This window comes from Pseudomonas sp. 273 (assembly GCF_029201425.1).
Taxonomy (GTDB): domain Bacteria; phylum Pseudomonadota; class Gammaproteobacteria; order Pseudomonadales; family Pseudomonadaceae; genus Pseudomonas; species Pseudomonas delhiensis.
This window is the reverse complement of record NZ_CP116775.1, coordinates 6,402,476-6,427,536: the sequence shown is the minus strand read 5'-3', so window position 1 is coordinate 6,427,536 and position 25,061 is coordinate 6,402,476. Positions and strand designations below refer to the sequence as shown.

At 68.9% G+C, this 25,061-nt stretch carries 19 protein-coding genes; 10 read left to right on the top strand and 9 right to left on the bottom strand.

The annotated features are described in order from the left end of the window. The first annotated feature begins 40 nt into the window (after nucleotides 1-40). The 5 genes from hslO (at nucleotide 41) to PKO50_RS29460 (ending at nucleotide 7,194) form a co-directional block, all read left to right on the top strand. Nucleotides 41-934, top strand: a complete 894-nt coding sequence (hslO, locus tag PKO50_RS29480) for an Hsp33 family molecular chaperone HslO (protein ID WP_089393867.1) — start codon at nucleotides 41-43, stop codon at nucleotides 932-934. A gap of 168 nt (nucleotides 935-1,102) precedes the next feature. Then, a complete protein-coding gene (locus PKO50_RS29475) occupies nucleotides 1,103-2,644 on the top strand; it encodes a phosphoenolpyruvate carboxykinase (RefSeq protein ID WP_275627997.1) in 1,542 nt (513 codons plus the stop codon). Nucleotides 2,645-2,941: 297 nt separating this feature from the next. Beyond that, nucleotides 2,942-4,876 carry an ATP-dependent DNA helicase RecQ gene (locus tag PKO50_RS29470; protein ID WP_275627996.1) on the top strand — a complete coding sequence of 645 codons (1,935 nt, stop codon included), beginning with the start codon at nucleotides 2,942-2,944 and terminating at the stop codon, nucleotides 4,874-4,876. A 124-nt stretch (nucleotides 4,877-5,000) separates the two neighbouring features. Continuing rightward, nucleotides 5,001-6,494 (top strand): NAD(P)/FAD-dependent oxidoreductase, encoded by a 1,494-nt coding sequence (locus tag PKO50_RS29465; RefSeq protein WP_109936878.1) that lies wholly within the window; start codon nucleotides 5,001-5,003, stop codon nucleotides 6,492-6,494. A 97-nt stretch (nucleotides 6,495-6,591) separates the two neighbouring features. After that, nucleotides 6,592-7,194 carry a nitroreductase family protein gene (locus tag PKO50_RS29460; RefSeq protein ID WP_275627995.1) on the top strand — a complete coding sequence of 201 codons (603 nt, stop codon included), beginning with the start codon at nucleotides 6,592-6,594 and terminating at the stop codon, nucleotides 7,192-7,194. A gap of 234 nt (nucleotides 7,195-7,428) precedes the next feature. Here the strand turns inward: PKO50_RS29460 and PKO50_RS29455 are convergent, their stop codons facing one another. Beyond that, nucleotides 7,429-8,331 (bottom strand): LysR family transcriptional regulator, encoded by a 903-nt coding sequence (locus PKO50_RS29455; protein ID WP_275627994.1) that lies wholly within the window; start codon nucleotides 8,329-8,331, stop codon nucleotides 7,429-7,431. A 110-nt stretch (nucleotides 8,332-8,441) separates the two neighbouring features. On the opposite strand from PKO50_RS29455, the gene PKO50_RS29450 reads away from it, so the two are divergent. The 3 genes from PKO50_RS29450 to PKO50_RS29440 all read left to right on the top strand — a co-directional run bounded on the left by PKO50_RS29450 (nucleotide 8,442) and on the right by PKO50_RS29440 (nucleotide 12,510). Next, nucleotides 8,442-9,683, top strand: coding sequence for a 3-hydroxyacyl-CoA dehydrogenase (locus tag PKO50_RS29450; RefSeq protein ID WP_275627993.1), 1,242 nt, complete (start codon nucleotides 8,442-8,444; stop codon nucleotides 9,681-9,683). Further along, nucleotides 9,680-11,470 carry an acyl-CoA dehydrogenase C-terminal domain-containing protein gene (locus PKO50_RS29445; protein ID WP_275627992.1) on the top strand — a complete coding sequence of 597 codons (1,791 nt, stop codon included), beginning with the start codon at nucleotides 9,680-9,682 and terminating at the stop codon, nucleotides 11,468-11,470. The genes PKO50_RS29450 and PKO50_RS29445 overlap by 4 nt, the downstream gene beginning before the upstream one ends. Before the next feature lie 92 nt (nucleotides 11,471-11,562). Then, a complete protein-coding gene (locus PKO50_RS29440; protein ID WP_275627991.1) occupies nucleotides 11,563-12,510 on the top strand; it encodes an adenosine deaminase in 948 nt (315 codons plus the stop codon). A 290-nt stretch (nucleotides 12,511-12,800) separates the two neighbouring features. Here the strand turns inward: PKO50_RS29440 and PKO50_RS29435 are convergent, their stop codons facing one another. Then, nucleotides 12,801-13,688 carry a LysR substrate-binding domain-containing protein gene (locus PKO50_RS29435; protein WP_275627990.1) on the bottom strand — a complete coding sequence of 296 codons (888 nt, stop codon included), beginning with the start codon at nucleotides 13,686-13,688 and terminating at the stop codon, nucleotides 12,801-12,803. A 107-nt stretch (nucleotides 13,689-13,795) separates the two neighbouring features. Here PKO50_RS29435 and PKO50_RS29430 point away from each other — a divergent pair, with 107 nt between their 5' ends. Then, entirely contained in the window at nucleotides 13,796-14,725 is a 930-nt protein-coding gene (locus PKO50_RS29430) for an AEC family transporter (RefSeq protein ID WP_275627989.1), read from the top strand. Between the two features lie 384 nt (nucleotides 14,726-15,109). Here the strand turns inward: PKO50_RS29430 and PKO50_RS29425 are convergent, their stop codons facing one another. The 6 genes from PKO50_RS29425 to PKO50_RS29400 all read right to left on the bottom strand — a co-directional run bounded on the left by PKO50_RS29425 (nucleotide 15,110) and on the right by PKO50_RS29400 (nucleotide 22,386). Next, nucleotides 15,110-16,642 (bottom strand): APC family permease, encoded by a 1,533-nt coding sequence (locus tag PKO50_RS29425; RefSeq protein WP_275627988.1) that lies wholly within the window; start codon nucleotides 16,640-16,642, stop codon nucleotides 15,110-15,112. A 109-nt stretch (nucleotides 16,643-16,751) separates the two neighbouring features. Beyond that, complete coding sequence (locus PKO50_RS29420; protein ID WP_275627987.1) at nucleotides 16,752-17,768, bottom strand: DUF3445 domain-containing protein; 1,017 nt, start codon at nucleotides 17,766-17,768, stop codon at nucleotides 16,752-16,754. A 14-nt stretch (nucleotides 17,769-17,782) separates the two neighbouring features. After that, nucleotides 17,783-18,751, bottom strand: coding sequence for a PDR/VanB family oxidoreductase (locus tag PKO50_RS29415; protein WP_089393880.1), 969 nt, complete (start codon nucleotides 18,749-18,751; stop codon nucleotides 17,783-17,785). After that, entirely contained in the window at nucleotides 18,748-19,344 is a 597-nt protein-coding gene (locus PKO50_RS29410; protein WP_109936889.1) for a dimethylamine monooxygenase subunit DmmA family protein, read from the bottom strand. The genes PKO50_RS29415 and PKO50_RS29410 overlap by 4 nt, the downstream gene beginning before the upstream one ends. A 490-nt stretch (nucleotides 19,345-19,834) precedes the next feature. Then, nucleotides 19,835-21,259 (bottom strand): sigma 54-interacting transcriptional regulator, encoded by a 1,425-nt coding sequence (locus tag PKO50_RS29405; RefSeq protein WP_275627986.1) that lies wholly within the window; start codon nucleotides 21,257-21,259, stop codon nucleotides 19,835-19,837. Beyond that, on the bottom strand, nucleotides 21,256-22,386 hold the full coding sequence (locus tag PKO50_RS29400; RefSeq protein ID WP_089393882.1) for a PAS domain-containing protein: 1,131 nt from the start codon (nucleotides 22,384-22,386) through the stop codon (nucleotides 21,256-21,258). The genes PKO50_RS29405 and PKO50_RS29400 overlap by 4 nt, the downstream gene beginning before the upstream one ends. 287 nt (nucleotides 22,387-22,673) lie before the next feature. Here PKO50_RS29400 and sulP point away from each other — a divergent pair, with 287 nt between their 5' ends. After that, on the top strand, nucleotides 22,674-24,335 hold the full coding sequence (gene sulP / locus PKO50_RS29395) for a sulfate permease (RefSeq protein ID WP_177412122.1): 1,662 nt from the start codon (nucleotides 22,674-22,676) through the stop codon (nucleotides 24,333-24,335). A 505-nt stretch (nucleotides 24,336-24,840) separates the two neighbouring features. Here sulP and PKO50_RS29390 read toward each other — a convergent pair. Next, entirely contained in the window at nucleotides 24,841-25,023 is a 183-nt protein-coding gene (locus PKO50_RS29390; protein ID WP_109935121.1) for a ribbon-helix-helix protein, CopG family, read from the bottom strand. Nucleotides 25,024-25,061: the final 38 nt, after the last annotated feature.

Sequence of the window (25,061 nt, the reverse complement as noted above, 5' to 3'; positions counted from 1 at the left end):
CTTGTCATGTATTTGTGCCTTAGCCAGCGTTGTGCCCAGCATGTCCCAGATCGATCAAAGTCAGCGTTTCCTCTTCGACAACACCGACGTTCGCGGTGAAATGGTGGCGCTCGAACGCAGTTTCGCCGAAGTGCTGGCCAAGCACCCCTACCCGCAGCCGGTGGCCCAGCTGCTGGGCGAGATGCTCGCCGCCGCGGCGCTGCTGTGCGGCACCCTGAAGTTCGACGGCCTGCTGGTGCTGCAGGCGCGCTCCAGCGGCGCCGTGCCGCTGCTCATGGTGGAGTGCTCCAGCGAGCGCGAGGTGCGTGGCCTGGCCCGCTACGACGCCGAGGCCATCCGCGACAGCGCCGGCCTGCTCGACCTGATGCCCGACGGCGTGCTCACCATGACCGTAGACCCGAAGAACGGCCAGCGCTACCAGGGCATAGTGCCGCTGGAGGGCGCCTGCCTGGCGGACTGCCTGTCGTCCTACTTCGCCACCTCCGAGCAGTTGCCCACGCGCTTCTGGCTGGGCGCCGACGGCCGCCACGCCCGCGGCCTGCTGCTGCAGCAGCTGCCCGCCGACCGCCTGAAGGACGCCGAGGATCGCGAGGCCAGCTGGCAGCACCTGACCACCCTGGCCGACACCCTCAACGCCGAGGAGCTGCTGGGCCTGGACAACGAGACGCTGCTGCACCGCCTGTACCACGAGGAAGCGGTGCGCCTGTTCGAGCCGCAGCCGCTGGTGTTCCGCTGCAGCTGCTCGCGCGAGCGCTCGGCCAACGCCTTGGTCAGCCTCGGCAAGGAAGACGCCGAGCGCCTGCTGGGCGAGCTGGGCGGCGAGATCACCGTCGACTGCCAGTTCTGCAACCAGCGCTATGCCTTCGACGGCAGCGACATCGCCCAGCTGTTCGCCGGCGGCGGCAGCGCGGCACCGTCACAGACCCGCCATTGATCGGCGCTATCGGGGCGATAGCCGAACCATTGGCGCCCTCGCCGGATCAGAGGCTGCACGAGAACCGTTCTTTTCTGGCATAATCCCGCGACTTTTTTCCGCTGTAGTGGAAATTAGAAGTCACTACGCAATGTTTGGAGGACTCGGCTCCGGCCGATGGGGACCCACATGACGCAAGCCAACAAAGCCGTGTACACCGATATCAGCGTTGCCCAACTGGTCGAGGAAGCCATTCGCCGCGGCGAAGGTCGCCTGGCCGACAACGGCTCGCTGGTGGTGGAAACCGGCCACCGCACCGGCCGCTCGCCTGCCGACCGCTTCATCGTCGAAGAGCCCGGCAGCAAGGACTCCATCGCCTGGGGCGCGATCAACCGCCCGTTCCCGGCCGACAAGTTCGACGCCCTCTGGGAGCGCGTCCAGGCCTTCAACGACGCCCAGGACCACTTCGTTTCCCACGTGCATGTAGGTTCGGCCGCCGATCACTACCTGCCGGTCAGGATGACCACCGGCACCGCCTGGCAGAACCTGTTCGGCCGCCAGCTGTTCATCAACCCGGAAACCTACAACCCGGCCGGCCGCGACGAGTGGCAGGTGCTGAACGTCGCCAACTTCGAATGCGTGCCCGAGCGTGACGGCACCAACTCCGACGGCTGCGTCATCCTCAACTTCGCCCAGAAGAAAGTGCTGATCGCCGGCATGCGCTACGCCGGTGAAATGAAGAAGGCCATGTTCTCGGTGCAGAACTACCTGCTGCCGGAGAAGGACGTGCTGCCGATGCACTGCGCCGCCAACATCGGCGAAGCGGGCGACGTGACCCTGTTCTTCGGCCTGTCCGGCACCGGCAAGACCACCCTGTCGGCCGACGAGAGCCGTTACCTGATCGGTGACGACGAGCACGGCTGGGGCGAAGGCGTCGTCTTCAACATCGAAGGCGGCTGCTACGCCAAGTGCATCGACCTGTCCGAGAAGAACGAGCCGGTCATCTGGAAGGCCATCAAGTTCGGCGCCGTGCTGGAGAACGTGGTCCTCGACGAGGAACGCACCCCGGACTACGCCGACGACCGCCTGACCCAGAACTCCCGCGCGGCCTACCCGCTGGAGCACGTCGAGAAGCGTTCGGAAGCCAACCTGGGCGGCGAGCCCAACGCGGTCATCTTCCTGACCTGCGACCTGACCGGCGTACTGCCGCCGGTGTCGATCCTGAACAACGAGCAGGCCGCCTACCACTTCCTGTCCGGCTACACCGCGCTGGTCGGTTCCACCGAGATGGGGTCGGGCGGCGGCATCAAGTCGACCTTCTCCACCTGCTTCGGCGCGCCCTTCTTCCCGCGCCCGGCCGGCGTCTACGCCGAGCTGCTGATCAAGCGCATCAAGGCCTTCGGCTCCAAGGTGTACCTGGTCAACACCGGCTGGACCGGCGGTGGCTACGGCGTCGGCAAGCGCTTCAACATCCCGACCACCCGTGGCGTGATCGCCGCCATCCAGAGCGGCGCCCTGGTCGGCGCCGAGACCGAGCACCTGGACATCATCAACCTGGACGTGCCCAAGCTCGTCCCGGGCGTCGAGACCAACCTGCTCAACCCGCGCAACACCTGGGAAGACAAGGCCGCCTACGACGAAGCCGCCAAGGGCCTGGCCGGCAAGTTCATCGAGAACTTCAAGAAGTTCGACGTGAGCGACGCCATCAAGGACGCCGGCCCGCAGCTGTAAGCGCGCCCGTTCGCCGAAAGAGCCGCCTCCGGGCGGCTTTTTCATTGGCCGTTCCCTGTAGGAGCGGGCCCTGCCCGCGAATCGCGCGCAGGGCGCGCTCCTACAGGTGGAAAGCGGAGGTGGGCCCGGCGGAGCGGATCTCATCCGCGATCGCGGACAAGGTCCGCTCCTACGGGGCTACCCTAGGAGCGCGCTTTCCGATGAACCGGAATCGGGCCGTTCGCGAGCAGGCTCGCTCCTACAACGGCGGTCCCTAGCATGGAGCTTCCGCCCATGACAGGTAATGGAGAGACCCGCATGCACGACACCCTCGAACGCGTCTTCGGCTTCCGCCAGTTCCGCCCCGGCCAGGAGGCGGCGGTCAGCGCCGTGCTGGGCGGGCGCTCGGCGGCGGCGATCTTCCCCACCGGCTCGGGCAAGTCGCTGTGCTACCAGCTGCCGGCCATCCTGCTGCCGCACCTGACCCTGGTGGTGTCGCCGCTGCTGGCGCTGATGCAGGACCAGCTGGCCTTCCTCGCCCGCCATGGCATCGCCGCCGCCAGCATCGACTCGGCGCAGAGCCGCGAGCAGGTGGCGCAGACCATGGCCCGCGCCCGCAGCGGCGAGCTGAAGGTACTGATGATTTCCGTGGAACGCCTGAAGAACGAGCGTTTCCGCAACTTCATCGGCGAGGTGCCGATCTCGCTGCTGGTGGTCGACGAGGCGCACTGCATCTCCGAATGGGGCCACAACTTCCGCCCCGACTACCTGAAGCTGCCGGCCTACCAGAAGCAGTTCCGCATCCCCCAGGTGCTGCTGCTGACCGCCACCGCGACGCCGGCGGTGATCGACGACATGCGCGCCAAGTTCGCCATCGCCGAGGCGGACGTGGTCACCACCGGCTTCTACCGCGCCAACCTCCACCTGCAGGTGGAGCCGGTGGCCAGCGCCGCCAAGCGCGCCCGCCTGGTGGAATGGCTGGGCGCGCGCGAAGGCCAGCCGAGCATCGTCTACGTGACCCAGCAGAAGACCGCCGAGGACATCGCCGCGCACCTGTGCGAGCGCGGCATCCCGGCCCGCGCCTACCACGCCGGCATGGACCACGCCGAGCGCGAGGTCATCCAGCAGCGCTTCATGGCCGGCGGGCTGAACTGCATAGTCGCGACCATCGCCTTCGGCATGGGCATCGACAAGAGCGACATCCGCAACGTGGTGCACTTCGACCTGCCCAAGTCGGTGGAGAACTACAGCCAGGAGATCGGCCGCGCCGGGCGCGACGGCCAGAACTCGGACTGCCTGGTGCTGGCCAACCGCGACAGCCTCAGCGTGCTGGAGAACTTCGTCTACGGCGACACGCCCGAGCGCGAGGGCATCCGCAGCGTGCTGGAGGAAATCGCCGCCGCGCCCAACGGCCAGTGGGAGCTGATGCTGACCGCGCTGTCGGACCAGTCGAACATCCGCCAGTTGCCGCTCAAGACGCTGCTGGTGCAGCTGGAGCTACGCGGCATCATCGCCCCGCGCTTCGCCTATTTCGCCGAATACCGCTTCAAGAACCTCATCGAGCCCGCGGCCCTGCTGGGCCACTTCGAAGGCGAGCGGCGGCAGTTCGTCGAGGCCATCCTCAGCACCTCGGCGCGGGCGCGCACCTGGTCGACCCTCGACTTCGACACCCTCTACCAGCGCCACGGCGCCGAGCGCGCGCGGGTGGTGAAGGCCCTGGACTACTTCCAGGAACGCGGCTGGATCGAGCTGGAAAGCAAGCAGATGACCGAGGTCTATGCGGTGCGCGAGGCGGGGTTCGACCCCGAGGCGCTCAGCGACGAGCTGTACGCCTACTTCAAGCGCCACGAGGCCAGCGAGATCGCGCGCATCGGCGCCATGCTCGAACTCTTCGCCAGCGACCAGTGCCTGAGCCGGCGCCTGGCGCGCTACTTCGGCGACCAGCGGGCGCCGGAGCATTGCGGGCACTGCTCGGTCTGCGCCGGTCGCATCGCGCGCCTGCCGGAGCCGCCGGCCCTGGCGCCGCTGGACGGGCAGACGCTGCAGAGCCGCTGCGCCGCCTTCCTGGAGAAATACCGCGGCGCCCGCGGCCTGCCGCCCAGCGCCGACTGCGTGACGCGCTTCCTCTGTGGCATCGGCGTGCCGGCCTTCACCCGCCTGCGGGCGCGCACGCTGCCCGGCTACGCGGCGCTGGAGGACTATCCCTACGCCCAGGTGCGCGCCTGGGTGGCGGCGCAGCTCGCCCAGGGGTAACGCCGCGGTGGCTCCACCCATCCTAGGGTGGGGCGCCGGCCGGTGGCGTCCCTTGTAGGGTACGGGGGAGGAATTCCCTCCTAGACTCAGCAAGGCGTTGTCCGCCACCGGCCGAGGAGCCACCATGTCTGTCGAGCACCTGGATGTCCTGATCGTCGGCGCCGGCCTGTCCGGTATCGGCGCCGCCTACCACCTGATGAAGCACTGCCCGGGCAAGACCTTCGCCCTGCTGGAAGGCCGCGAGGCCATGGGCGGCACCTGGGACCTGTTCCGCTACCCGGGCATCCGTTCCGATTCGGACATGTACACCCTGGGCTACAACTTCAAGCCCTGGACCGACCCCAAGGCCATCGCCGACGGCCCCTCGATCCGCCACTACATCGAGGAGACCGCGCACGAGAACGGCATCGACGGCAAGATCCGCTACCGCCACCGCGTGCTCAAGGCCGACTGGAACAGCGACAGCGCGCGCTGGCTGCTGACCGTGCAGCGCGGCGACGAGCCGGAACCTGTGCGCATGAGCGCGCAGTTCCTGCTGATGTGCACCGGCTACTACCGCTACGAGGCCGGCTACACCCCGGAATTCAAGGGCCGCGAGCAGTTCGGCGGGCAGGTCATCCACCCGCAGCTGTGGCCGGAAGGCTTCGACTACGCCGACAAGCGCATCGTGGTCATCGGCAGCGGCGCCACCGCCGTGACCCTGGTGCCCTCGCTGACCGACAAGGCGCGCCACGTCACCATGCTGCAGCGCTCGCCGTCCTACGTGATCAGCCTGCCGCAGAAGGACCCCATCTCGAACTTCCTGCGCCGCTTCCTCCCCGAGACCTGGGTGTACCGCCAGGCGCGGGCGCGCAACGTGACCATGCAGATGATCTTCTTCATGCTCTCCAAGGCCTTCCCCGGCGTGGTGCGCAAGGCCCTGCTGGGGCTGGCCAGGCACCAGCTGGGCAAGGACTTCGACATGCGCCACTTCAGCCCGCGCTACAAGCCCTGGGACGAGCGCGTGTGCTGCGTGCCGGACGGCGACCTGTTCAAGGCGCTGCGCAAGGGCAAGGCCTCGGTGGTCACCGAGCACATCGACAGCTTCTGCGAGAAGGGCATCCGCCTGAAGTCCGGGCAGGTGCTGGAGGCCGACGTCATCGTCACCGCCACCGGGCTGGACCTGGTGATGTTCGGCGGCGCCGAGCTGGCGGTGGACGGCAAGCCGTTCCAGGTCAACCAGAGCATGGGCTACCGCGGCATCATGCTGCGCGATCTGCCCAACCTGGCCGCGGTGGTCGGCTACACCAACGCCAGCTGGACGCTCAAGGCGGACCTGTCCAGCGAGTACTTCTGCCGCCTGATCAACCACCTGGACGCCATCGGCATGCGCCAGTGCACCCCGCGCGCCGGGGCCGGCCAGGTGAAGGAGGAGCCCTTCCTCAACCTCAACTCCGGCTACATCCAGCGCGCCGCCGACAAGATGCCCAAGCAGGGCGACCGCACGCCCTGGAAGCTCTACCAGAACTACGCCCTGGACCTGGCGCTGCTGCGCCACGGCAAGGTGGAGGACGGCTACCTGACCTTCACCTCGCCGCGCGCCCAGCAGGACGACGAGGCGTCGTTGCAGGCGGTGTAGCGATTCGATGATTCCTATCGGGAAAACCGCCTGAAGCGCGCGCCCGGGCGGTTTACCATGACGGGCATTTTTCGCCGTCAACGAAAGGAGTCCCCCCATGCATATCGACGAAGCCATCCGCAGCCGCCGCGCGGTCAAGGGCTACGACCCGGCCTTCAGCCTGAGCCGCGAGGAGAAGGACGAGCTGCTGCAGCTGGCCATGCTCGCCCCCTCGGCCTTCAACCTGCAGCACGTGCGCCTGGTCGAGGTCAGCGACCCGCAGCTGCGCGCGCACATCCGCGAAGTGGCCTGGGGCCAGGCGCAGGTGACCGACGCGTCCATGCTGGTGGTGGTCTGCGCCCAGCTCGATAGCTGGGAGAAGAACGCCCGCCGCGTGTGGGAAGGCGCGCCCCAGGAAGTGCAGGACTACATGGCCGGCGCCATCGACGCCTACTACCGCGGTAAGCCCCAGGTGCAGCGCGACGAGACCATGCGCAGCTGCGGCCTGATGGCCCAGACGCTGATGCTCGCCGCCCGCGGCAAGGGCCTGGATTCCTGCCCCATGGACGGCTTCGACTTCGACGCCGTGGGCAAGCTGATCAACCTGCCGGAGAACCATGTGATCGGCCTGATGGTCGCCGTCGGCAAGCAGACCCTGGCGCCCAAGCCGCGGGTGGGCAAGCTGGCGCTGGACGAGGTGGTGATCCGCGACCGGTTCTGAGCCGCGTTGACGCGGATGATCGCGTCCTACGAAAAGCGTTGCCAGCCGGTGGTGTAGGAGCGGGCCCTGCCCGCGATTCGCGCGCAGGGCGCGCTCCTACAGGGTGATGGCGCGGTGGGGGCTGCGTAGGAGCGGACTCCGTCCGCGATCGGATTCACCGACCACGCCGGACGCCCCGGTGGCACGGCCGACGGCGGATAACCGCGAACGGTCATCCGCCGTCGGCGTTCCACCCTACGGTCGCGGCGCGGCCTCCAGCATGCGCTGCACCAGCCACTGCAACGCCACGTCGCGCTCGCGCTGGGCCAGGTACACCAGCTCCAGGTGGAACTGGCCGACGTCGAAGGGCAACTCCAGTACCTGCAACGGCAGCCGCTTGGCGAAATGTTCGGCCAGGCGTGTCGGCAGCACCGTCAGCAGCTCGGTCTCGGCCACCAGCTGTGCGGCCTGCAGGTAGTTGGGCGTGACGTAGGCGACCTGCCGCTTCAGGCCCTGGCTGGCCAGCCACAGGTCGACCATGCCGCGGGTCTGCCCGCCGGATACCCACAGGTGGCGTTCGCGCAGGAAGCCGCCGAGGTCCAGCGGGCCGTCCACCCGCGGGTGGCCGCGGCGGGCCAGCAGGCGCAGGGTCTCGCTGGCCCAGGGGCGGCGCTCGAAGCGCGCCGGGACTTCCTCGAAGCGGCCCAGCACCAGGTCCAGGTTGCCCTTGTCCAGCGCCTCCACCGGCAGGCTCGGGGCCAGGTGGCGCACGTCCAGGGCCACGCCCGGCGCTTCCGTGCCCAGTTGCCGCAGCAGCGCCGGCATGCACAGCAGTTCGGCGTAGTCGGTCAGCGCCAGGATGAAGCGCTGGCGGCTGCGCCCCGGCTCGAAGCGCTCGGCGCCGCTGAGGCTCTGCAGGATGCGCTGCAACGATTCGCGGATCGGCGCCTCCAGCTCCAGCGCCCGTGGCGTGGGCTGCATGCTGCGGCCGATGCGCACCAGCAGCGGGTCGTCGAGCAGCTCGCGCAGGCGGCCCAGGGCGTTGCTCACCGCCGGCTGGCTCAGGGCCAGGCGCTCGGCGGCGCGGGAAACGCTGCGTTCGCGCAGGAGGGCGTCGAAGACACGCAGCAGGTTGAGGTCGAAGGTATTTATATTCATCGGATAAATACTGCGCATCACAAGACTAAATTTCAAAAATAATCCGAACTTGCCTATGGTGACTGTCGCTTTTTTGCTCGAACGCCCGTTTCGATAACAAGAGGAAGACCATGAGCCCGATTCCCCCGATTCGCAGCGCCGCGGTGATAGGCGCCGGCACCATGGGCCGCGGCATCGTCATGTGCCTGGCCAACGCTGGCGTGCAGGTGCAGTGGCTGGACAACAACCCGCAGATGCTGCTGCAGGCCCAGGGCGCGGTGGCCGACACTTATGCCCACAACGTGCGCCAGGGGCGGATCGACGAGGCGGAGGCGGCGGCCCGCCGCGCGCGGATTTCCCCGGCGGACAACTACGCGGCGATCCGCGAGGCGGACCTGGTGATCGAGGCGGTGTACGAGAACCTGGAACTCAAGCAGTCGATCTTCCGCGAGCTGGACGCGGCGCTGAAGCCCTCGGCGATCCTCGCCAGCAACACCTCCTACCTGGACGTCGACGCCATCGCCGCGGTGACCGCACGGCCGTCCCAGGTGCTGGGCCTGCACTTCTTCAGCCCGGCGCACATCATGAAGCTGCTGGAGGTCGTGCGTGGCGCCAGGACCGCGCCCGCCGTGCTCGACGCCGCCCTGGAGCTGGGCCAGCGCATGGGCAAGGTCAGCGTGGTGGCCGGCAACTGCCATGGCTTCATCGGCAACCGCATGCTGGAGAAGTACGTGCAGGAGTCCCGGCGGCTGATCCTCGAAGGCTCGCTGCCCTGCCAGGTGGACGCCGCGCTGCAGGGCTTCGGCTTCGCCATGGGCCCGTTCCGCATGTTCGACGTGGTCGGCATCGACCTCGAATGGCGCGCCCGCGAGCTGGCCGGCAAGGGCCAGGATGCGCCTACCGTACAGGTGGATAACCGCCTGTGCGAGATGGGCCGCTTCGGCCAGAAGAGCGGCAACGGCTTCTACCATTACGCGCCGGGCAGCCGCCAGGCCGAGCACGACCCCGAGGTCGACGCCCTGGTGCTGCGCGAGTCCGAGCGCCTGGGCTATGCGCGCCGCGACATCTGCCCGGAGGAAATCCTCGAGCGCTGCCTGCTGGCGCTGGTCAACGAAGGCGCGAAGATCCTCGACGAGGGCATCGCCAGCCGCAGCGCCGACATCGACACCGTCTACCTCAACGGCTACGGCTTCCCCGCGGCCCAGGGCGGGCCCATGGCCTGGGCCGACGCCCAGGGCCTGGCCGGCATCCTCGCGCGCCTGCGCGACCTCGCCGGGCAGCACGGCGCGCACTGGCAGCCGGCCGCGCTGATCGAGCGCCTGGCCGCCAGCGGTGGGCGCTTCGCCGACGTCCACGGGGAGCCGGGCGCATGAGCTACCAGGCCCCCCTGCGCGACATGCGCTTCGTCCTCCACGAACTCTTCGACGCCGCCGGCCACTGCGCGCTGCTGGGCAACGGCCTGGACCGCGAGCTGATCGATGGCGTGCTGGAAGAGGGCGCGCGCTACACCGGCGAAGTGGTCGCGCCGCTGAACCGCAACAGCGACGAGCAGGGCGCAACCCTCCATGACGGCGCGGTGACCACCCCGGACGGCTTCCGCGAGGCCTACCGGCAGTACTGCGACAACGGCTGGGCGAGCATGACCGGCCCGGTCGGGTTCGGCGGCCAGGGCTTCCCGCAGCTGGTGGCGGCGAACTTCCACGAGATGCTGATGGCTGCCTCGCTGTCCTTCCGCGTCTATTCCGGGCTGACCGAGGGCGCTGTGCTGGCGCTGTACAAGCACGGCAGCGCCGAGCTGCAGCAGGCCTACCTGGCGAAGATGGTCAGCGGCGTGTGGACCGGCACCATGTGCCTCACCGAGCCCCAGGCCGGCACCGACCTGGCGCTGCTGCGCACCCGCGCCGAGCCCCGGGCCGACGGCAGCTACCAGGTCAGTGGCAGCAAGATTTTCATCAGCGGCGGCGAGCAGGACCTCTCGGAGAACATCGTCCACCTGGTGCTGGCGCGCCTGCCGGACGCCCCGGGCGGAGTGAAGGGCATCAGTCTGTTCCTCGTGCCGAAATTCGTCGCCAACCCTGACGGCACGCCCGGCGAACGCAACGCGCTGAGCTGCGGCGCCATCGAGCACAAGATGGGCATCAAGGGCGCCTCCACCTGCGTGATGAACTTCGACGGTGCCACCGGCTGGCTGCTCGGCGAGGCCAACCAGGGCCTGGCCTGCATGTTCACCATGATGAACGACGCGCGCTTCCAGGTCGGCCTGCAGGGCCTGGGCATCGCCGAGCGCAGCTTCCAGGGTGCCCTGGCCTATGCCCGCGAGCGTCTGCAGTCGCGCGCCCTGACCGGCCCCGCGCAACCGCAGAAGGCCGCCGACCCGATCATCGTTCACCCCGACGTGCGGCGCATGCTGCTGACGCAGAAGACCCTCACCGAGGGCAGCCGCATGCTTGCCGCGCTCTGCGCCCGCGAGCTGGACCTGGAGCACGGCCACCCCGAGGCCGAGGGCCGCAAGGCCGCGGGCAAGCGCGCGGCGCTGCTGATCCCGCTGGTGAAGTCCTTCCTCACCGACATGGGCCAGGAAGTCGCCAGCCTCGGCGTGCAGGTCTACGGCGGCCACGGCTACATCCGCGAGTGGGGCATGGAGCAGCTGATGCGCGACAGCCGCATCACCCAGATCTACGAGGGCACCAACGGCATCCAGGCGCTCGACCTGATCCGCCGCAAGCTGCTGGGCGACGGCGGCGCCGAGATGGCCGCGCTGCAGGCGGACCTGGCGGAAACCTGTGCCGCCCTGGCCGCCCACCCCGAGCTGGCGCCCATGGCCGCCGTGGTGCGCGAGCGCATCCAGGAATGGCGCGGGCTGACCGCCGACGTGCTGGCCGCCACCCGCCGCGACGTGCAGGAAATCGGCGCCATGTCGGTGGACTACCTGCAATACAGCGCCTATGCGCTGCTCGCCGGGTTGTGGCTGCGCGCCGCCGGGGCCGCCCAGGCGGCGCTGGACGCCGGCACCGGCGAGGGCGACTTCTACCGCGCCAAGCTGGCCAGCGCCGACTTCTACCTGCGGCGCATCCTGCCGCGCGCCAGCATGCACCGCGAGGCCCTGCTGGGCGGCGCCGGCTGCCTGATGGCGCTGGACGAGGCGCACTTCGCGTTCTGATGCGAAGGGGCCGCCCCGGATCGCCCGGGGTGGCCCCTGCGCCGGGCCGGGTTAAACTTGCATCGATCCAGCCCGATGACGAGAAACCACCCATGTACGAATGGCTCAACGCCCTGCCCAAGGCCGAACTGCACCTGCATCTGGAAGGGACCCTGGAGCCCGAACTGCTGTTCGCCCTGGCCGAACGCAACCAGGTGAAGCTGCCCTGGGCCGACGTCGAGACCCTGCGCAAGGCCTACGCCTTCAACAACCTGCAGGAGTTCCTCGACCTCTACTACGCCGGCGCCGACGTGCTGCGCACCGAGCAGGACTTCTACGACCTGACCTGGGCCTACCTGCTCAAATGCAAGGCGCAGAACGTCATCCACGTCGAACCCTTCTTCGACCCGCAGACCCACACCGACCGCGGCATTCCCTTCGAAGTCGTGCTGCGCGGCATCCAGGGCGCGCTGAAGGATGGCGAGAAGCAGCTGGGCATCCGCCACGGCCTGATCCTCAGCTTCCTCCGCCACCTGTCCGAGGAAGAGGCGTTCAGGACCCTGGACCAGGCCATGCCGTTCCGCGACGCCTTCGTCGCCGTCGGCCTGGACAGCTCCGAGGTCGGCCACCCGCCGAGCAAGTTCCAGCGCGTGTTCGACCGCGCCCGCGCCGAGGGCCTGCTGACCGTCGCCCACGCCGGCGAGGAAGGCCCGCCGGAATACATCTGGGAAGCCCTGGACCTGCTCAAGGTCGAGCGCATCGACCACGGCGTGCGCGCCATCGAGGACGAGCGGCTGATGCAGCGCATCATCGACGAGCAGATCCCGCTGACCGTCTGCCCGCTGTCCAACACCAAGCTGTGCGTGTTCGACCACATGCGCGAGCACAACATCCTGCAGATGCTGGAACGCGGGGTGAAGGTGACGGTGAACTCGGATGATCCGGCGTACTTCGGCGGCTACGTCACCGAGAATTTCCAGGCCCTGTACGAGCACCTGGGGATGACCAAGGAGCAGGCGCAGCGGTTGGCGCAGAATAGTCTGGATGCGCGGTTGGTGTAGGAGCGGGGGGACGCCTAGTTCTTGCTAGCGAACGGTGCCTCCCGGCCACGCTGTGCATGAGGTCACCTCCGCCCCCTCTCCCCAGCCCTCTCCCTGAAGGGAGAGGGGGCTTGTCCGTGCCGAGAAAAGTGATGGTTTCCGCCGGAAACCTCTGCGCTAGCCGGCTAACGCCATAACATCAAACCCTGCCCAACGGTCCCCTCTCCCTTCAGGGAGAGGGTTAGGGAGAGGGCGCTCTACCCCCAATACCCAAAGTCCCGAGCGGGCACCATTCGCGAGCAAGCTCGCTCCTACGAAGAGCCCATATCCAACCCCGCGCAGCGCAGGAAAGCCCCCAGGCAAGGGTTGTCGTTATGCGGGCTCCAAGCCACCCCATAATCCACCAACGGCGACGCCTCCAACGTCACGAACACCGCGCCGGGCAGCTGCATCTTGCGCATCGAGTCCGGCACCAGGGCCACGCCCAGGCCCTCGGCCACCAGGTTGACGATGGTCTGCTGCAGGTGCGGCTCCAGCTGGATGCGCGGTTCGAAGCCGCTGTCCCGGCAGCACTGCATCACCGCCTCGTGCAGGGCCGGCGCGGTGCTGTGGGGGAAGCTGATGAACGCCTCCGCTGCCAGTTCGGCGGGCGCCAGGCGCTCCCGCGTCGCGAGAGGATGCCTTGCCGGCAGCACCGCGCACAGCGGCTCGCGCAGCAGGGTGCGGTAGCGCAGCTGGCCGGGTTCGCGGGCCGGGAAGGTCAGGGCGACGTCGGCCTCGCCGGCTTCCAGCGCCGGGCCGAGGTCGCGCGGCAACACTTCGTTGAGCACCACCTTCACCTGTGGATAAGCGTCGCTGTAGCGCTTTAGCAGGGTCGGCAGCAGCGTCCAGGCGGCGACCATGGTGAAGCTCAGGCGCAGCTCGCCGCGTTCGCCGCGGGCGCTGGCCCGGGCCGAGCGTACCGCCAGGTCGAGGCCGGCCAGCAGGCTCTTGCAGTGCTGCTGGAACTCGCGGCCGGCGGCGGTCAGCTCCACCGCGCGCGAATGGCGGGCGAACAGCGGGGTGCCCAGCTCGGCCTCCAGCGCGGCTATCTGCCGGCTCAGCGGCGGCTGGGTCAGGTGCAGGGCCTCGGCGGCGCGGCCGAAGTGCAGGTGCTCGGCGAGGGCGAGGAAGTAGCGCAGCTGGCGCAGTTCGATCATCTATGCATTTCCAGTATCAATTTGGCCTTCAACAAGCATTGGACGGTATCGATGGCGCGATCCTATGCTCGCCAGCCTGCCCATGACAATGCCTTGCCGAGCCGCCCATGCACACCGTGATCGTCGTCGTCCTGCCCATCTTCGCGCTGATCCTGGCCGGCTGGCTGGCGCGCCGGAGCAACCGCCTGGGCGAGGGCGCGGCCTCGGAGATCAACCGGCTGGTGGTCTGGCTGTGCCTGCCGGCGCTGCTGTTCAAGGTCACCGCCACGGCCACCTGGGCGGAAATCTGGCAGCCGGGCTTCCTCGCCGCCTTCACCGCCGGCTGCCTGCTGGTGTTCGGCGCCACCCTGGCCTGGCGCCTGTGGCAGGGCCGCGGACTGCCGGCGGCGAGCATCGACGGGCTCAGCGCCTCCTACGCCAACACCGGCTACATGGGCATCCCGCTGTGCCTGCTGGTGTTCGGCCAGGACGGCCTGGAGCCGGCGCTGATCGCCTCGCTGCTGGTGGTCTGCGTGCTCTTCGCGGTGGCGGTGGTGTGCATCGAGGTCGGCCTGCAGAGCGAGAAGCACATCGGCCGCGCGGTACTGGTGGTGAGCCGCGCGCTGCTGAAGAACCCGCTGGTGGTCTCGCCCATCGTCGGTGGCCTGTGGGCCGCCGGCGGCCTGGGCCTGGCCGAGCCGGTGGTGCATTTCCTCGACCTGCTGGCGGCGGCGACCACGCCCTGCGCGTTGATCTCCCTCGGCCTGTTCCTGGCGCAGAAGCAGGAGGGGCCGCAGGTGGGTGCCTGGCCGCTGGTGCTGGTGAAGCTGGTGGGCCAGCCGCTGCTGACCGGCTTCCTCGCCTACAAGGTGTTCGCCCTGCCGCCGCTGTGGGCGGATTCGGCGCTGCTGCTCAGCGCGCTGCCCACCGGCACCGGGCCGTACATGCTCGCCGAGTACTACAGGCGCGAGGCGCCGGTGGTCTCGCGGAGCATTCTGCTGTCGACGCTGGGGTCGTTGGTGACCTTGTCGGCGTGCCTGTTGTGGATTGCCCGCTGAGCGAGGGTTGCGGCGGATAACGCCACAGGCGTTATGCGCCCTACGTCGTGGTCAAGTCTGGCGTAGGGCGAATAACGCTCCGCGTTATCCGCCGTTTGGCCTTGGCCGAACCCCGCTCGGGGGCGAGCCTGGGCATCCTTGTAGGGCGCGCCAGGCTCAGCCACGGCGTTGGCGATGAAAAAGGTGAAACTGCGGATAACCGCGAACGGTTATCCGCCCTACGTCGTGGTCAGGCCTGGCGTAGTGCGGGAAAAAAACCGGGCCTGCCAAGCGCGGGGCTGGCAGGCCCGTTCGCAAACCGCTTGGCGCCGCGTGGGGAAGGGGTCCCGCGTGGCGCCGGACGCGCCCCTCAGGCGTATGGCCCGAATTGCGTCAGGGTTGCGATCAAGCCGGTTCGGTAAGCGCGCCAGTCGCGCGCACGGATCGTTGGCGGCCGGAGATCCTGTGGGCGTCGCCGGCCGGCGCGGTGCCCTTGTCGTAGGGCCTGGCCAGCAGCATGTAGAGCAGGCCGGCGCCCAGCACCACGGCGGTGGTGAGGATCATCGAGTAGTTGATGTACCAGGGTGCGTCGGGGCTGCGCGGCCAGACCATGTTGGCGATGGCGGCGAGGCCGTAGACCAGCGCGGCGACGTTCACCAGGGTGCCCCAGGGGCCCAGGCTGAACTGGCCGCCGGGCACCCAGCCCTTGGTGCGGGCGATCAGCGCGGCGACCACGATCAACTGGAAGGCGATGTAGATGCCGATGGCGGCGAAGCCGACGATGGTGGCGGTGGCGTCGGCCATGAACAGGCCCAGGCAGACGATGGCCGCCGGCACCACGCCGCTGACGACCAGCGCGGCGGACGGCACGTGGTTGGCCGACAGGCGCTGCAGCACGCGGCTGCCGACGATCATCTCGTCACGGGCGTAGGCGAACAGCAGGCGGCTGGCGGCGGCCTGCAGGCTGAGCACGCAGGACACGAAGGACACCAGCACCACCGCCATCACCAGGCGCGAGCCCACCGGGCCGAAGGCGTTGGCGAGGATGGTGGCGACCGGGTCGGTGTCTTCGCCGGCGAGAACCTTGTGCATGTCCGGCACCGAGAGGATCAGCGCCAGGCAGGCGAACATCGCGGCGGCGCCGCCGATGTAGATGGTCATGCGCATGGCCTTGGGGATGCGCTTGCCGGGGTTGGGGGTTTCCTCGGCGACGTCGCCGCAGGCCTCGAAGCCGTAGTACTGGAACAGCCCGGCCAGGGAGGCGGCGAGGAAGGCCGGCAGGTAGGAGCCGTCCGCGGCGCCGAGGCCGAAGGTGTCGAACAGCACGCTGAACGGCTGGTGGCGCTCGAAGACCAGCAGGTAGCCGCCGACCAGGATGGCGCCGACCAGCTCGCAGAGGAAGCCGAACATGGCCACCCGCGCCAGCAGCTTGGTGCCCACCAGGTTGAGGCCGGTGGAGACCAGGATCAGCGCCAGGGCGATGTAGATGCTGACGTTCGCGTCCGGCGCGAAGCCCAGCAGCGCCGCCAGGTACGGGCCGGCGCCGACGGAGACGCCGGCGATGGTGGCGCACAGCGCCCAGGCGTAGACCCAGCCGACCATCCACGCCCAGCGCTTGCCCACCAGGCGCCGCGCCCAGGGGTAGACGCCGCCGGAGATCGGGAACTGCGAGACCACCTCGCCGAACACCAGGCACACCAGCAGCTGGCCGAGGCCGATCAGCAGGTACGACCAGAACATCGGCGGGCCGCCGGCGGCCAGGCACAGGCCGAACAGGGTGTAGACGCCGACGACCGGCGACAGGTAGGTGAAGCCCAGGGAGAAGTTCTCCCACAGGCTCATGCTGCGCTCGAAGTTCGAGCTGTAGCCGAGGGCGCGAAGCTGCTCGGCATCGTGATCGGTTACGCCAGCGGCACGCGTGGCAGGGGACCCACTCATCGTTGTTTCCTCTCAGGGGGTAATGGGCAGTGGCACATTGTCTGCGGCGGACCTCGGGTGTCCGCCGCCGCCCTCTACGGGCTCATTGTCGTTATGGAGGGTGCGGCGCCTACTGGCCGTCGTCGTACTTCGAGAGCCATTCCACCGCCGCGTCGCGGTAGCGGGTGAAGCCCTTGTAGTCCACCAGTTCCTGGTTCAGGGACTTGAGCACGCGGTGCATGCGCTTGGCCCAGGCCGGGTTGCTGGCGATGTCTTCCAGGTTCAGCAGGTAGGTACGGATCGGGAACACGATGGCGTTGCTGCGCGGCAGGCGGTGCAGCGGCTGCAGCTCGATGCGCAGGTAGACCAGCTTGCCGGCGTTCTCGGCGGTCACCGTGGTGCGGTCCGGGGCCCACTCCGGCAGGCTCTCGGCGGACACGTCCAGGCGCGGGTTGACCGTCAGCGACCAGTTCAGGCGGCGCACCGGGTGGCCGTTGCGCAGGCGCAGGAGGAACTTCAGCGCGCGGTCGAGCATGCCGGTTTCCTTGACCAGCGGCACCGGGCCGTGGAACTCGTGCCAGGCCATGCCCAGGTTGAAGCGCAGCGAGTAGTCGGCGCGCTGGGTGGCGATGCCGGCGCCCCAGTACAGGGTGCCGTCGCGCTCTTCCTGCAGCACCCAGTCGCCCTGGGCCTGGCGGGTGATGTACTCCATCGGCTCGTAGGGCAGGGTGGCCGGGTCGCCGAAGGTGAAGGTGTCGTCGATGCCCAGCAGCCTGTTGGTCCAGTGCCAGCGGGTGCCGTCGCGCTCCAGGGCGAAGTACTCGGGGTAGTCCTTGGCGTAGGACTCCATGATGAGTTCGAGCAGGTCCCACTGCGCCTCCATCATGTGCGGCGCCGAGACGTAGTGCATGCCCGGGTCCTTCTCCAGGGTGATGGCGCGGTCGCGGCACTCGCTGATGTAGTGCTCGTCGATGTCGAACACCGCGCGGAAGGCGCCGTCACCCACGCTGACGTGGGGCTCCAGGTTCATCGAGTACATGTACTCGTCGTCCGGGAAGGGGAAGGGCGCGCGGGCGATGCACTCGGGGCTGTTCGCGTAGGTGTAGTCGTCGCGGTAGGTTTCGTCGGGGCGGAATTGGATGGTCATGGTCGTTCTCCGGCTCAGCAGTCGATGACCAGCCGCGAGCACTTGGCGCGCGACACGCAGGGCATGATTTTCTTGTTGGCGGCCTTGTCCTCGTCGGACAGCCAGTCGTCGGTGTGGAGGATCTCGCCGTCCAGCTCCAGGACGTTGGTCTCGCACATGCCGCAGGCGCCGCCGCGGCACAGGTAGGGGATCTCGTGGCCGGCGGCCTCGGCGGCTTCCAGCAGGCTCTGGTCGGGCGAGACCTCGATGGTTGCGCCGCTGCGCGCCAGGGTGACCTTGAACGGTTCGCCGCTGCTGCCCTGTTCGAGGAAGCGCTCGTAGTGGATGTGGCTGTCGGTCCAGCCGTGGGCGCGGGCCGCGTCTATGGTGGCCTGGATCATGCCCTCGGGGCCGCAGACGTAGACGTCGCTGCCCAGCGGGCGGTCGGCCAGCACGGCGGAAATGTCCAGGCGCTCGCCGCGGTCGTCGCGGTACAGGCGCACGGCATCGCCGTATTCACGCAGCAGTTCCTCGCCCAGGCGCGCGTGTTCCGCGCCGCGCACCGCCAGGTGCACTTCGAACGGGGTGCCGCGCAGGCGCAGCTCGGCCAGCTGCGAGCACACCGGGGTGATGCCCACGCCGCCGGCGATGAACAGGTGCAGGCGCGCGTGCTTGCTCAGCGGGAACAGGTTCACCGGGCGGAGGATTTCCAGCTCGTCGCCTTCCTTCACCGCGTCGTGCATGCGCCTGGAGCCGCCGCGGCCGTCTGCCACGCGGCGCACGGCGATCTGGTAGGCGCTGGCGTCGTAGGGCGAACTCATCAGCGAGTAGGCGTTGCGGTAGGTGCCGCCCTCGTGGGGGATCAGCACCACCACGTTGCTGCCGCCGGAGAACGGCGTCAGCTGGCCGCCGTCCCGCGGGACCAGGGTGAAGCGCTTGATTTCCGGGGTGACCTGCTCGATGCGGGCGACGCGGACGTTGAGGGTTCCGGTGGACTGGCTCATGTGTCGAGCTCCTCGGCTGCCGGCAGCTCGCCGGGGACTTCGGCGTCGGCCTTGACCGCCTGGAAGGCGGCGAGGCGGCGGGAATAGTGGTCGCGGACCACCAGGGTGCGGGCGCAGTGCGGGCATTCGAAGACGCGCTGGGTGACGTTCTCGGTGTAGCCGTCGCAGTGCACGCACCAGACGCGGCGCACGAAGGAGCCGCAGTGCTCGCGCAGCACTTCGTCGCGGTTCAGGTTGATCGCGTCGGCGGCCTGCATGGCGGTGCCGATGAAGCTTTCCGAACCGGCCAGGTACAGGCGGGTGCCCATGCGCGACTGGCCGAGCAGGGCGTGCAGGTCGTCGACCAGCGCGCGGTTGCTCGGGTAGAGGGTCAGCTCCACGTCGGCGATGTCGCGCAGCGCGGCCAGGTGGTCCTGCCCGGAGAAGGATTCGGTGGAATAGAGCACGCGGATGGGCGCGGTGCGCGGCATCTCGCCGAGCAGCCGGAGCATGGCGCTGCCGCCGCTGCCCTGGCCTGCGACTATGTGGTTGCTGCCGGCGAGCGGGCGCAGGTCGTCGTAGACCGGCCTGCTCTTGATACCTGTGATGAGCATTGTTGTTGTGCCTCCAGAACTGCCGGTAACCTCGGTCGGGGATGCCTGGCGCGATTCGAGGACCCGTGCACGGTCACGGGTCGCAGGAGGTGGAGCACAGGGTGTGCCAAGAAATTAAGTTGTTGAAAATAAAGAGATTGTTTTTTTGTGGGGGAGGGAATGTAAGCAGAAATGACAAGGGGGATAGGCAGAAATGCAGCGTTGGTGGGGGTGGTTATCCTGGGACAGCGGTGTGTTGGTTGGGCGCCGCCCCTCTCCCTAACCCTCTCCCTGAAGGGAGAGGGGACCGTTCGGCGTGCTCGGATATTTCAGAGTCAGCCGGCAGCACCGTTGGCTTCCAACTGAAACCATTCCTTCTCTCGGCACGGACAAGCCCCCTCTCCCTTCAGGGAGAGGGCTGGGGAGAGGGAAAGGAGGTCGGCGCAATGCCAACGCATCCGGGAAACGCCATTCGCGGGCAGGGCCCGCTCCTACAAGAGCAGCCTGGCGCTCAATCCCGCTGCTGCTTGCGGATCAGGGTGCCCACATCGATCCCCAAATGCTGCGCCGCCTTGCGCTTGCTGCCACACAGGCGCACCGCCTGGAGGATCACCTGGCGCTCGAAGCGCTGCACCTGCGCCTTGAGCGGCTCGTCGGCGCTGGCGAAGGGCAGCGGCTCGGCTTCCCCGGCGGGGGCGGCCGTGCCCAGCAGTTCCGGCGGCAGGTGCTGTTCCTCGGCGACGTCGTCGGCCAGCACCGCCAGGCGCTCGAAGATGTTCACCAGCTCGCGGATGTTGCCCGGGAAGTCGTAGCCCAGCAGGCGCTGGCGGCAGGCGGTGGCGAGGCGCAGCGGTGGCTGGCGGTCGCGGTTGATGCGGGCCAGGAGGATGTCCATCAGCACCGGCAGGTCGTCGCGGTGGGCGCGCAGCGGCGGGATGTCCACCGGCAGCACGGCCAGGCGGTAGTAGAGGTCGGCGCGGAACAGGCCGGCCGCGACCAGCGCCTTGAGGTCCTTGTTGGTGGCGGCGATGACCTGCACCTGGACCTTCTTCGACAGCGGCGAGCCCACCGGCTGGATGGTGCCATCGTCGAGGAACTTGAGCAGCTTGGCCTGCACCTGCAGGGGGATCTCGCCGATCTCGTCGAGGAACAGCGTGCCGCCGGCGGCGCTCTCGATGTAGCCGCGCTTGCCCTGCTGCAGCGCGCCGGTGAAGGCGCCGCGCTCGTAGCCGAACATCTCCGACTCGAACAGCGTCTCGGGGATGCTCGCGCAGTTCACGTCGACGAATGGCCGGTCGCCCCAGCCGGCGGCGCGGTGGATGTGCCGGGCGATGGCGGTCTTGCCCACGCCGGGCTCGCCGAGCAGCAGCAGGCGGGCGCGGCGGCGGAAGGCGCGCACGCCCATGTCGGCGATGTCCGAGAGCAGCGGCGACATGTGCAGCGCGTTGTCCTGCGGGTCGCCCAGGCTCGCCGGGCTGTCCGCCAGCGACGGTGCCGGGGCGCTGCGGCCGGCGCTTTCGCGGGGTTCGTATTCGCGCTGGATCAGCAGTGTGTAGGGCTTCTCGTAGGCGCCGGCGGGCACGCTCTGCAGGCGGGTGAGGAACAGCCGGCCGTCGCGCGAGCGCGTCAGCGCGCTCTTGCCGCCGCGCCGCACGCTCTGCAGGAAGTCGTCGAACTGCAGCGCCGAGCGCTGGTAGAAGTCGCTGTCGGTCAGGCCCAGCACGTCCTGGCGCGACACGCGGTTGATGCGCTCGGCGGCCAGGTTGAGGAAGCGCACCCGGGAGTCGCCGTCGCAGACGATCAGCGCCTCGCCGAAGCCGTCGAGCAGGGCGTGCAGCGCCGGGGTCTCCAGCAGCGCGGCGAGCATCTCGGCGCTGACGTTGACCGCCGAGCGCATGCCCATGCGCATCGGCGCGAAGAAGCCCTCGCCGCTCACGGGTGCAGCTCCGCCGCGCGCCGCTCGATGCCGTCCGGGCGCAGCACGACCACGCGCCAGGCCTGGTTCTCGCGGATCAGGATGCGCGAGCAGTGGCTGTCGAAGGCGCGGAAGCTGCCGTACTGGTCGGGCAGCTCCAGGCGTTGCCAGGTGCGCTCGGGCAGCGGCAGGCGGTCGAGGGTGGCGGCCACGCCGGCGGCGCGGGTGATGCCGAACACCTGCTCGAAGGCGGCGTTGCGCCATTGCGGCTGGGCCGCCTCGTCGATCACCAGCACCGCGTCGGGCACCGCGTCGAACACCCGGCGCAGGGCCTCGATGCGCTGCTCGGCGTCGTGCTGCATGCGCAGCTCCTGGCTGACGTCGCGCAGGCTGCCCCACATGCGCAGCAAGCGGCCGTTGTGGATGCTGGCGCGCACGTCGTTCTCCACGTAGGCCGGCGAGCCGTCGTGGCGGCGGTCCACCGAGAGCGCGCCGTCGACATGGAAGTCGGCCTCGATCAGCCGCCGCACGAACTCCTCGTTGGCCGGGCTGCGCGGCCAGTACAGGCGCACCGGCTGCTGGCCGAAGTCGACGTCGGCGGGCATCTCGTAGATGGCCGCCATGGCGCGGTTGCACATGCGCCAGTAGGAGCGGTTCTCGAACACCTGGCGGACGATCTCGTCCGGCGTCTGGCGCACGTCCACCGGCTCGGCGAACTCGATGCACCAGTAGGCGACCTTGGCGCTGTAGAGCATCTGGCTCATGACTTCGTTGGCGTTCTGCAGCTCGGCCAGGCGCCGGCTGATGCCGCCCAGGGGCATCTTCACCAGGTGCAGGCGCGGCGGCTCGCCGTCGCGCCACTGCAGCACGCCGCTGGCCAGCACCGGCAGCAGGCCGCCGTTGTGGCGGATCAGCGTCAGCTCCAAGTCCTGCACGCGTTCGTCGGCCGGCGGGTTGGCGAAGAGCTGCTGCAGGGCGCGCACCGAGTCGGCGGTGTAGACCTGCTCCATGCCCTGGCCGTGGAGCGCGCCGGGCGGGTAGCCGAGCTGGTCGCTCTGCTCGGCGGAGACGTCGAGGAAGCGGCCGTCCGCGGCGATGCTGTCGGCCAGCAGCAGGCCGCGGTCGAGCAGCAGGCGTAGCGAATCCATCTATGGTTCTCCATGGGGTGAGGGGCCGGCGCCGTCGCGCGGGCCATCCGCTACCCAGGCAGGTTGCATGCCAGGGGCGAGGGCCCATGGCGGCGGGCCCCGGCCCGCACCCCTGGCGCAAGTGCATGCAGGAATGCAGCGGTGTTGGCATTTTTGCAGCGCTGCTGCCGAGGGTAGCGACTGGCCACGTCCCCGTCAGGTGGCGGGCGACGAAGGGTGGTGGCCAGTACACTTCGATTAACATGTCATGTTAATCTGATGTGCATCCTTCTTAGGAGGTGTGCTTGATGATCGCCGTACGCGAGGCCTGGAAAGCCGGGCTGTTGAACCTTCAGAACTGGCCGCGCAACCTGCTCGCCGGGGTGATCGTCGGGGTGGTGGCGCTGCCACTGGCCATGGCCTTCGCCATCGCCTCCGGGGTGAAGCCCGAGCAGGGCCTGTACACCGCCATCGTGGCCGGCGTGGTGGTCTCGCTGTGCGGCGGCAGCCGGGTGCAGATCGCCGGGCCCACCGGCGCCTTCATCGTCATCCTCGCCGGCATCACCGCGCGCTACGGCGTCGACGGCCTGCAGCTGGCCACGCTGATGGCCGGGGCCATCCTCCTGCTGCTGGGCATCACCCGCCTGGGCAGCGTCATCAAGTACATCCCCGACCCGGTCATCGTCGGCTTCACCGCCGGCATCGGGGTGATCATCTGGGTCGGCCAGTGGAAGGATTTCTTCGGCCTGCCGGCGGTGACCGGCGAGCACTTCCACCAGAAGCTCTGGCACCTGCTGGAGGCGCTGCCGCAGCTGCACCCGGCGACCACCCTGCTGGCCCTGCTGGGCCTGGCCGCGGTGCTCTACGGCTCGCGCCTGCCGTACCTGGCGCGGGTGCCGGGGCCGCTGCTGGCGATGGTGCTGGTCAGCCTGCTGCAGGCGCTGTTCCAGTTCGACGGCGTGGCCACCATCGGCAGCGCCTTCGGCGGCATCCCCCGGGGTTTGCCGACGCCGAGCCTGCCGGAGGTCACGCTGCCGCGGATCCTCGAGCTGATCGGCCCGGCCTTCGCCATCGCCATGCTCGGCGCCATCGAGTCGCTGCTGTCGGCGGTGGTCGCCGACGGCATGGCCGGCACCCGCCACGACTCCAACCAGGAACTGGTCGGCCAGGGCATCGCCAACCTGCTGGCGCCGCTGTTCGGCGGCTTCGCCGCCACCGGCGCCATCGCCCGCACCGCCACCAACATCCGCAACGGCGGCAACAGCCCCATCGCCGGGGTGGCCCATGCGGCGACCCTGGTGCTGATCATCCTGTTCCTCGCCCCGCTGGCCTCCAGCATCCCGCTGTGCGCGCTGGCGGCGATCCTCTTCGTGGTGGCCTGGAACATGAGCGAGGCCCGCCACTTCGTGCGCATGGTGCGCCGCGCGCCCCGGGCCGACGTGGCCATCCTGCTGATCACCTTCGGCCTGACGGTGTTCAGCGACCTGGTGATCGCGGTGAACATCGGGGTGATCCTGGCCATGCTGCTGTTCATGCGGCGGATGGCCTCCTCGGTGGAAGTGCAACAACTGGGCGGCGCCGAGCTGGAAGGCGAACTGCGCGGCCAGGGCGTGCCGACGCTGCCGCCGGGTGTGCTGGTGTACACCATCGAGGGCCCGCTGTTCTTCGGCGCCGCCGAGACCTTCGAACGCGCCCTGGCGAAGACCCACAGCGACCCGCGGCTGCTGGTGATCCGCCTGGGCCGGGTGCCCTTCATGGACATCACCGGCATGCAGACGCTGGAGGAGGTGATCCAGCAGCTGCGCAAGCGCGGGGTGACGGTGAAGCTCTGCGAGGCCAACCCGCGGGTCCGGCACAAGCTGGTGCGCGCGGGAATCGTCGAGACGGTGGGCAGGAAGAACTACCACGCCAGCTTCGCCCTGGCGCTGGCGGCTTGCGAAGGGGCGGTGGAAGAGGTGGGAACGGCGTAGGGCGGATAACGCCCACGGCGTTATCCGCCGGATCGCGGACGGAGTCCGCTCCTACAGTTCCAGAAGCACGCTCGTAGGAGCAACTGTCTTGCAGCCTGCGCCGAGATGCTCTTCGTAGGAGCGAGCTTGCTCGCGAACAAACGCGGTGCCATGCGGTTCGCGAGCAAGCTCGCTCCTACGAAAAGCGCTGCCAACCGGTGATGTAGGAGCGGACTCCGTCCGCGATTGGTATCGGCCACGCCGGGCGCCCCGGCGGCACGGGCAATGGCGGATAACCGCGAACGGTTATGCGCCCTACGCACAGTCTATCTATTGCGAAGGTGTGAGGTTGACTCCGGCCCTTCCCCTGCAGAGGACAGCCCTCTCTCCCGCTTGCGGGAGAGGGCTGGGGAGAGGGTGCTCTTGCCCGAATGCCTACGTTACCGGGAAGCACGGTCGTAAGCGGGCCCTGCCCGCGATTCGCGCGCAGGGCGCGCTCCTGCATGGGCGATTGTGCGGGCTGCCCTCAATCCTGCCCGCCCACCTTCGGCTGCGTGGCGTAGCTCACCCCGTGGCTCTCCAGGTAGTCCCGGATCAGCTGGCGAACCACCTGGGAGGGGGTCAGGTCCTGGCTGGCGCAGAGTTCCTCGAAGGCCTTCTTCTTCATCGGGTCGATCAGGACGGTCAGGCGGGCGGTGCGGTTTTCCATGGGTTCTACTTGTTCGGGTCGCGGATGTTAATCAAATT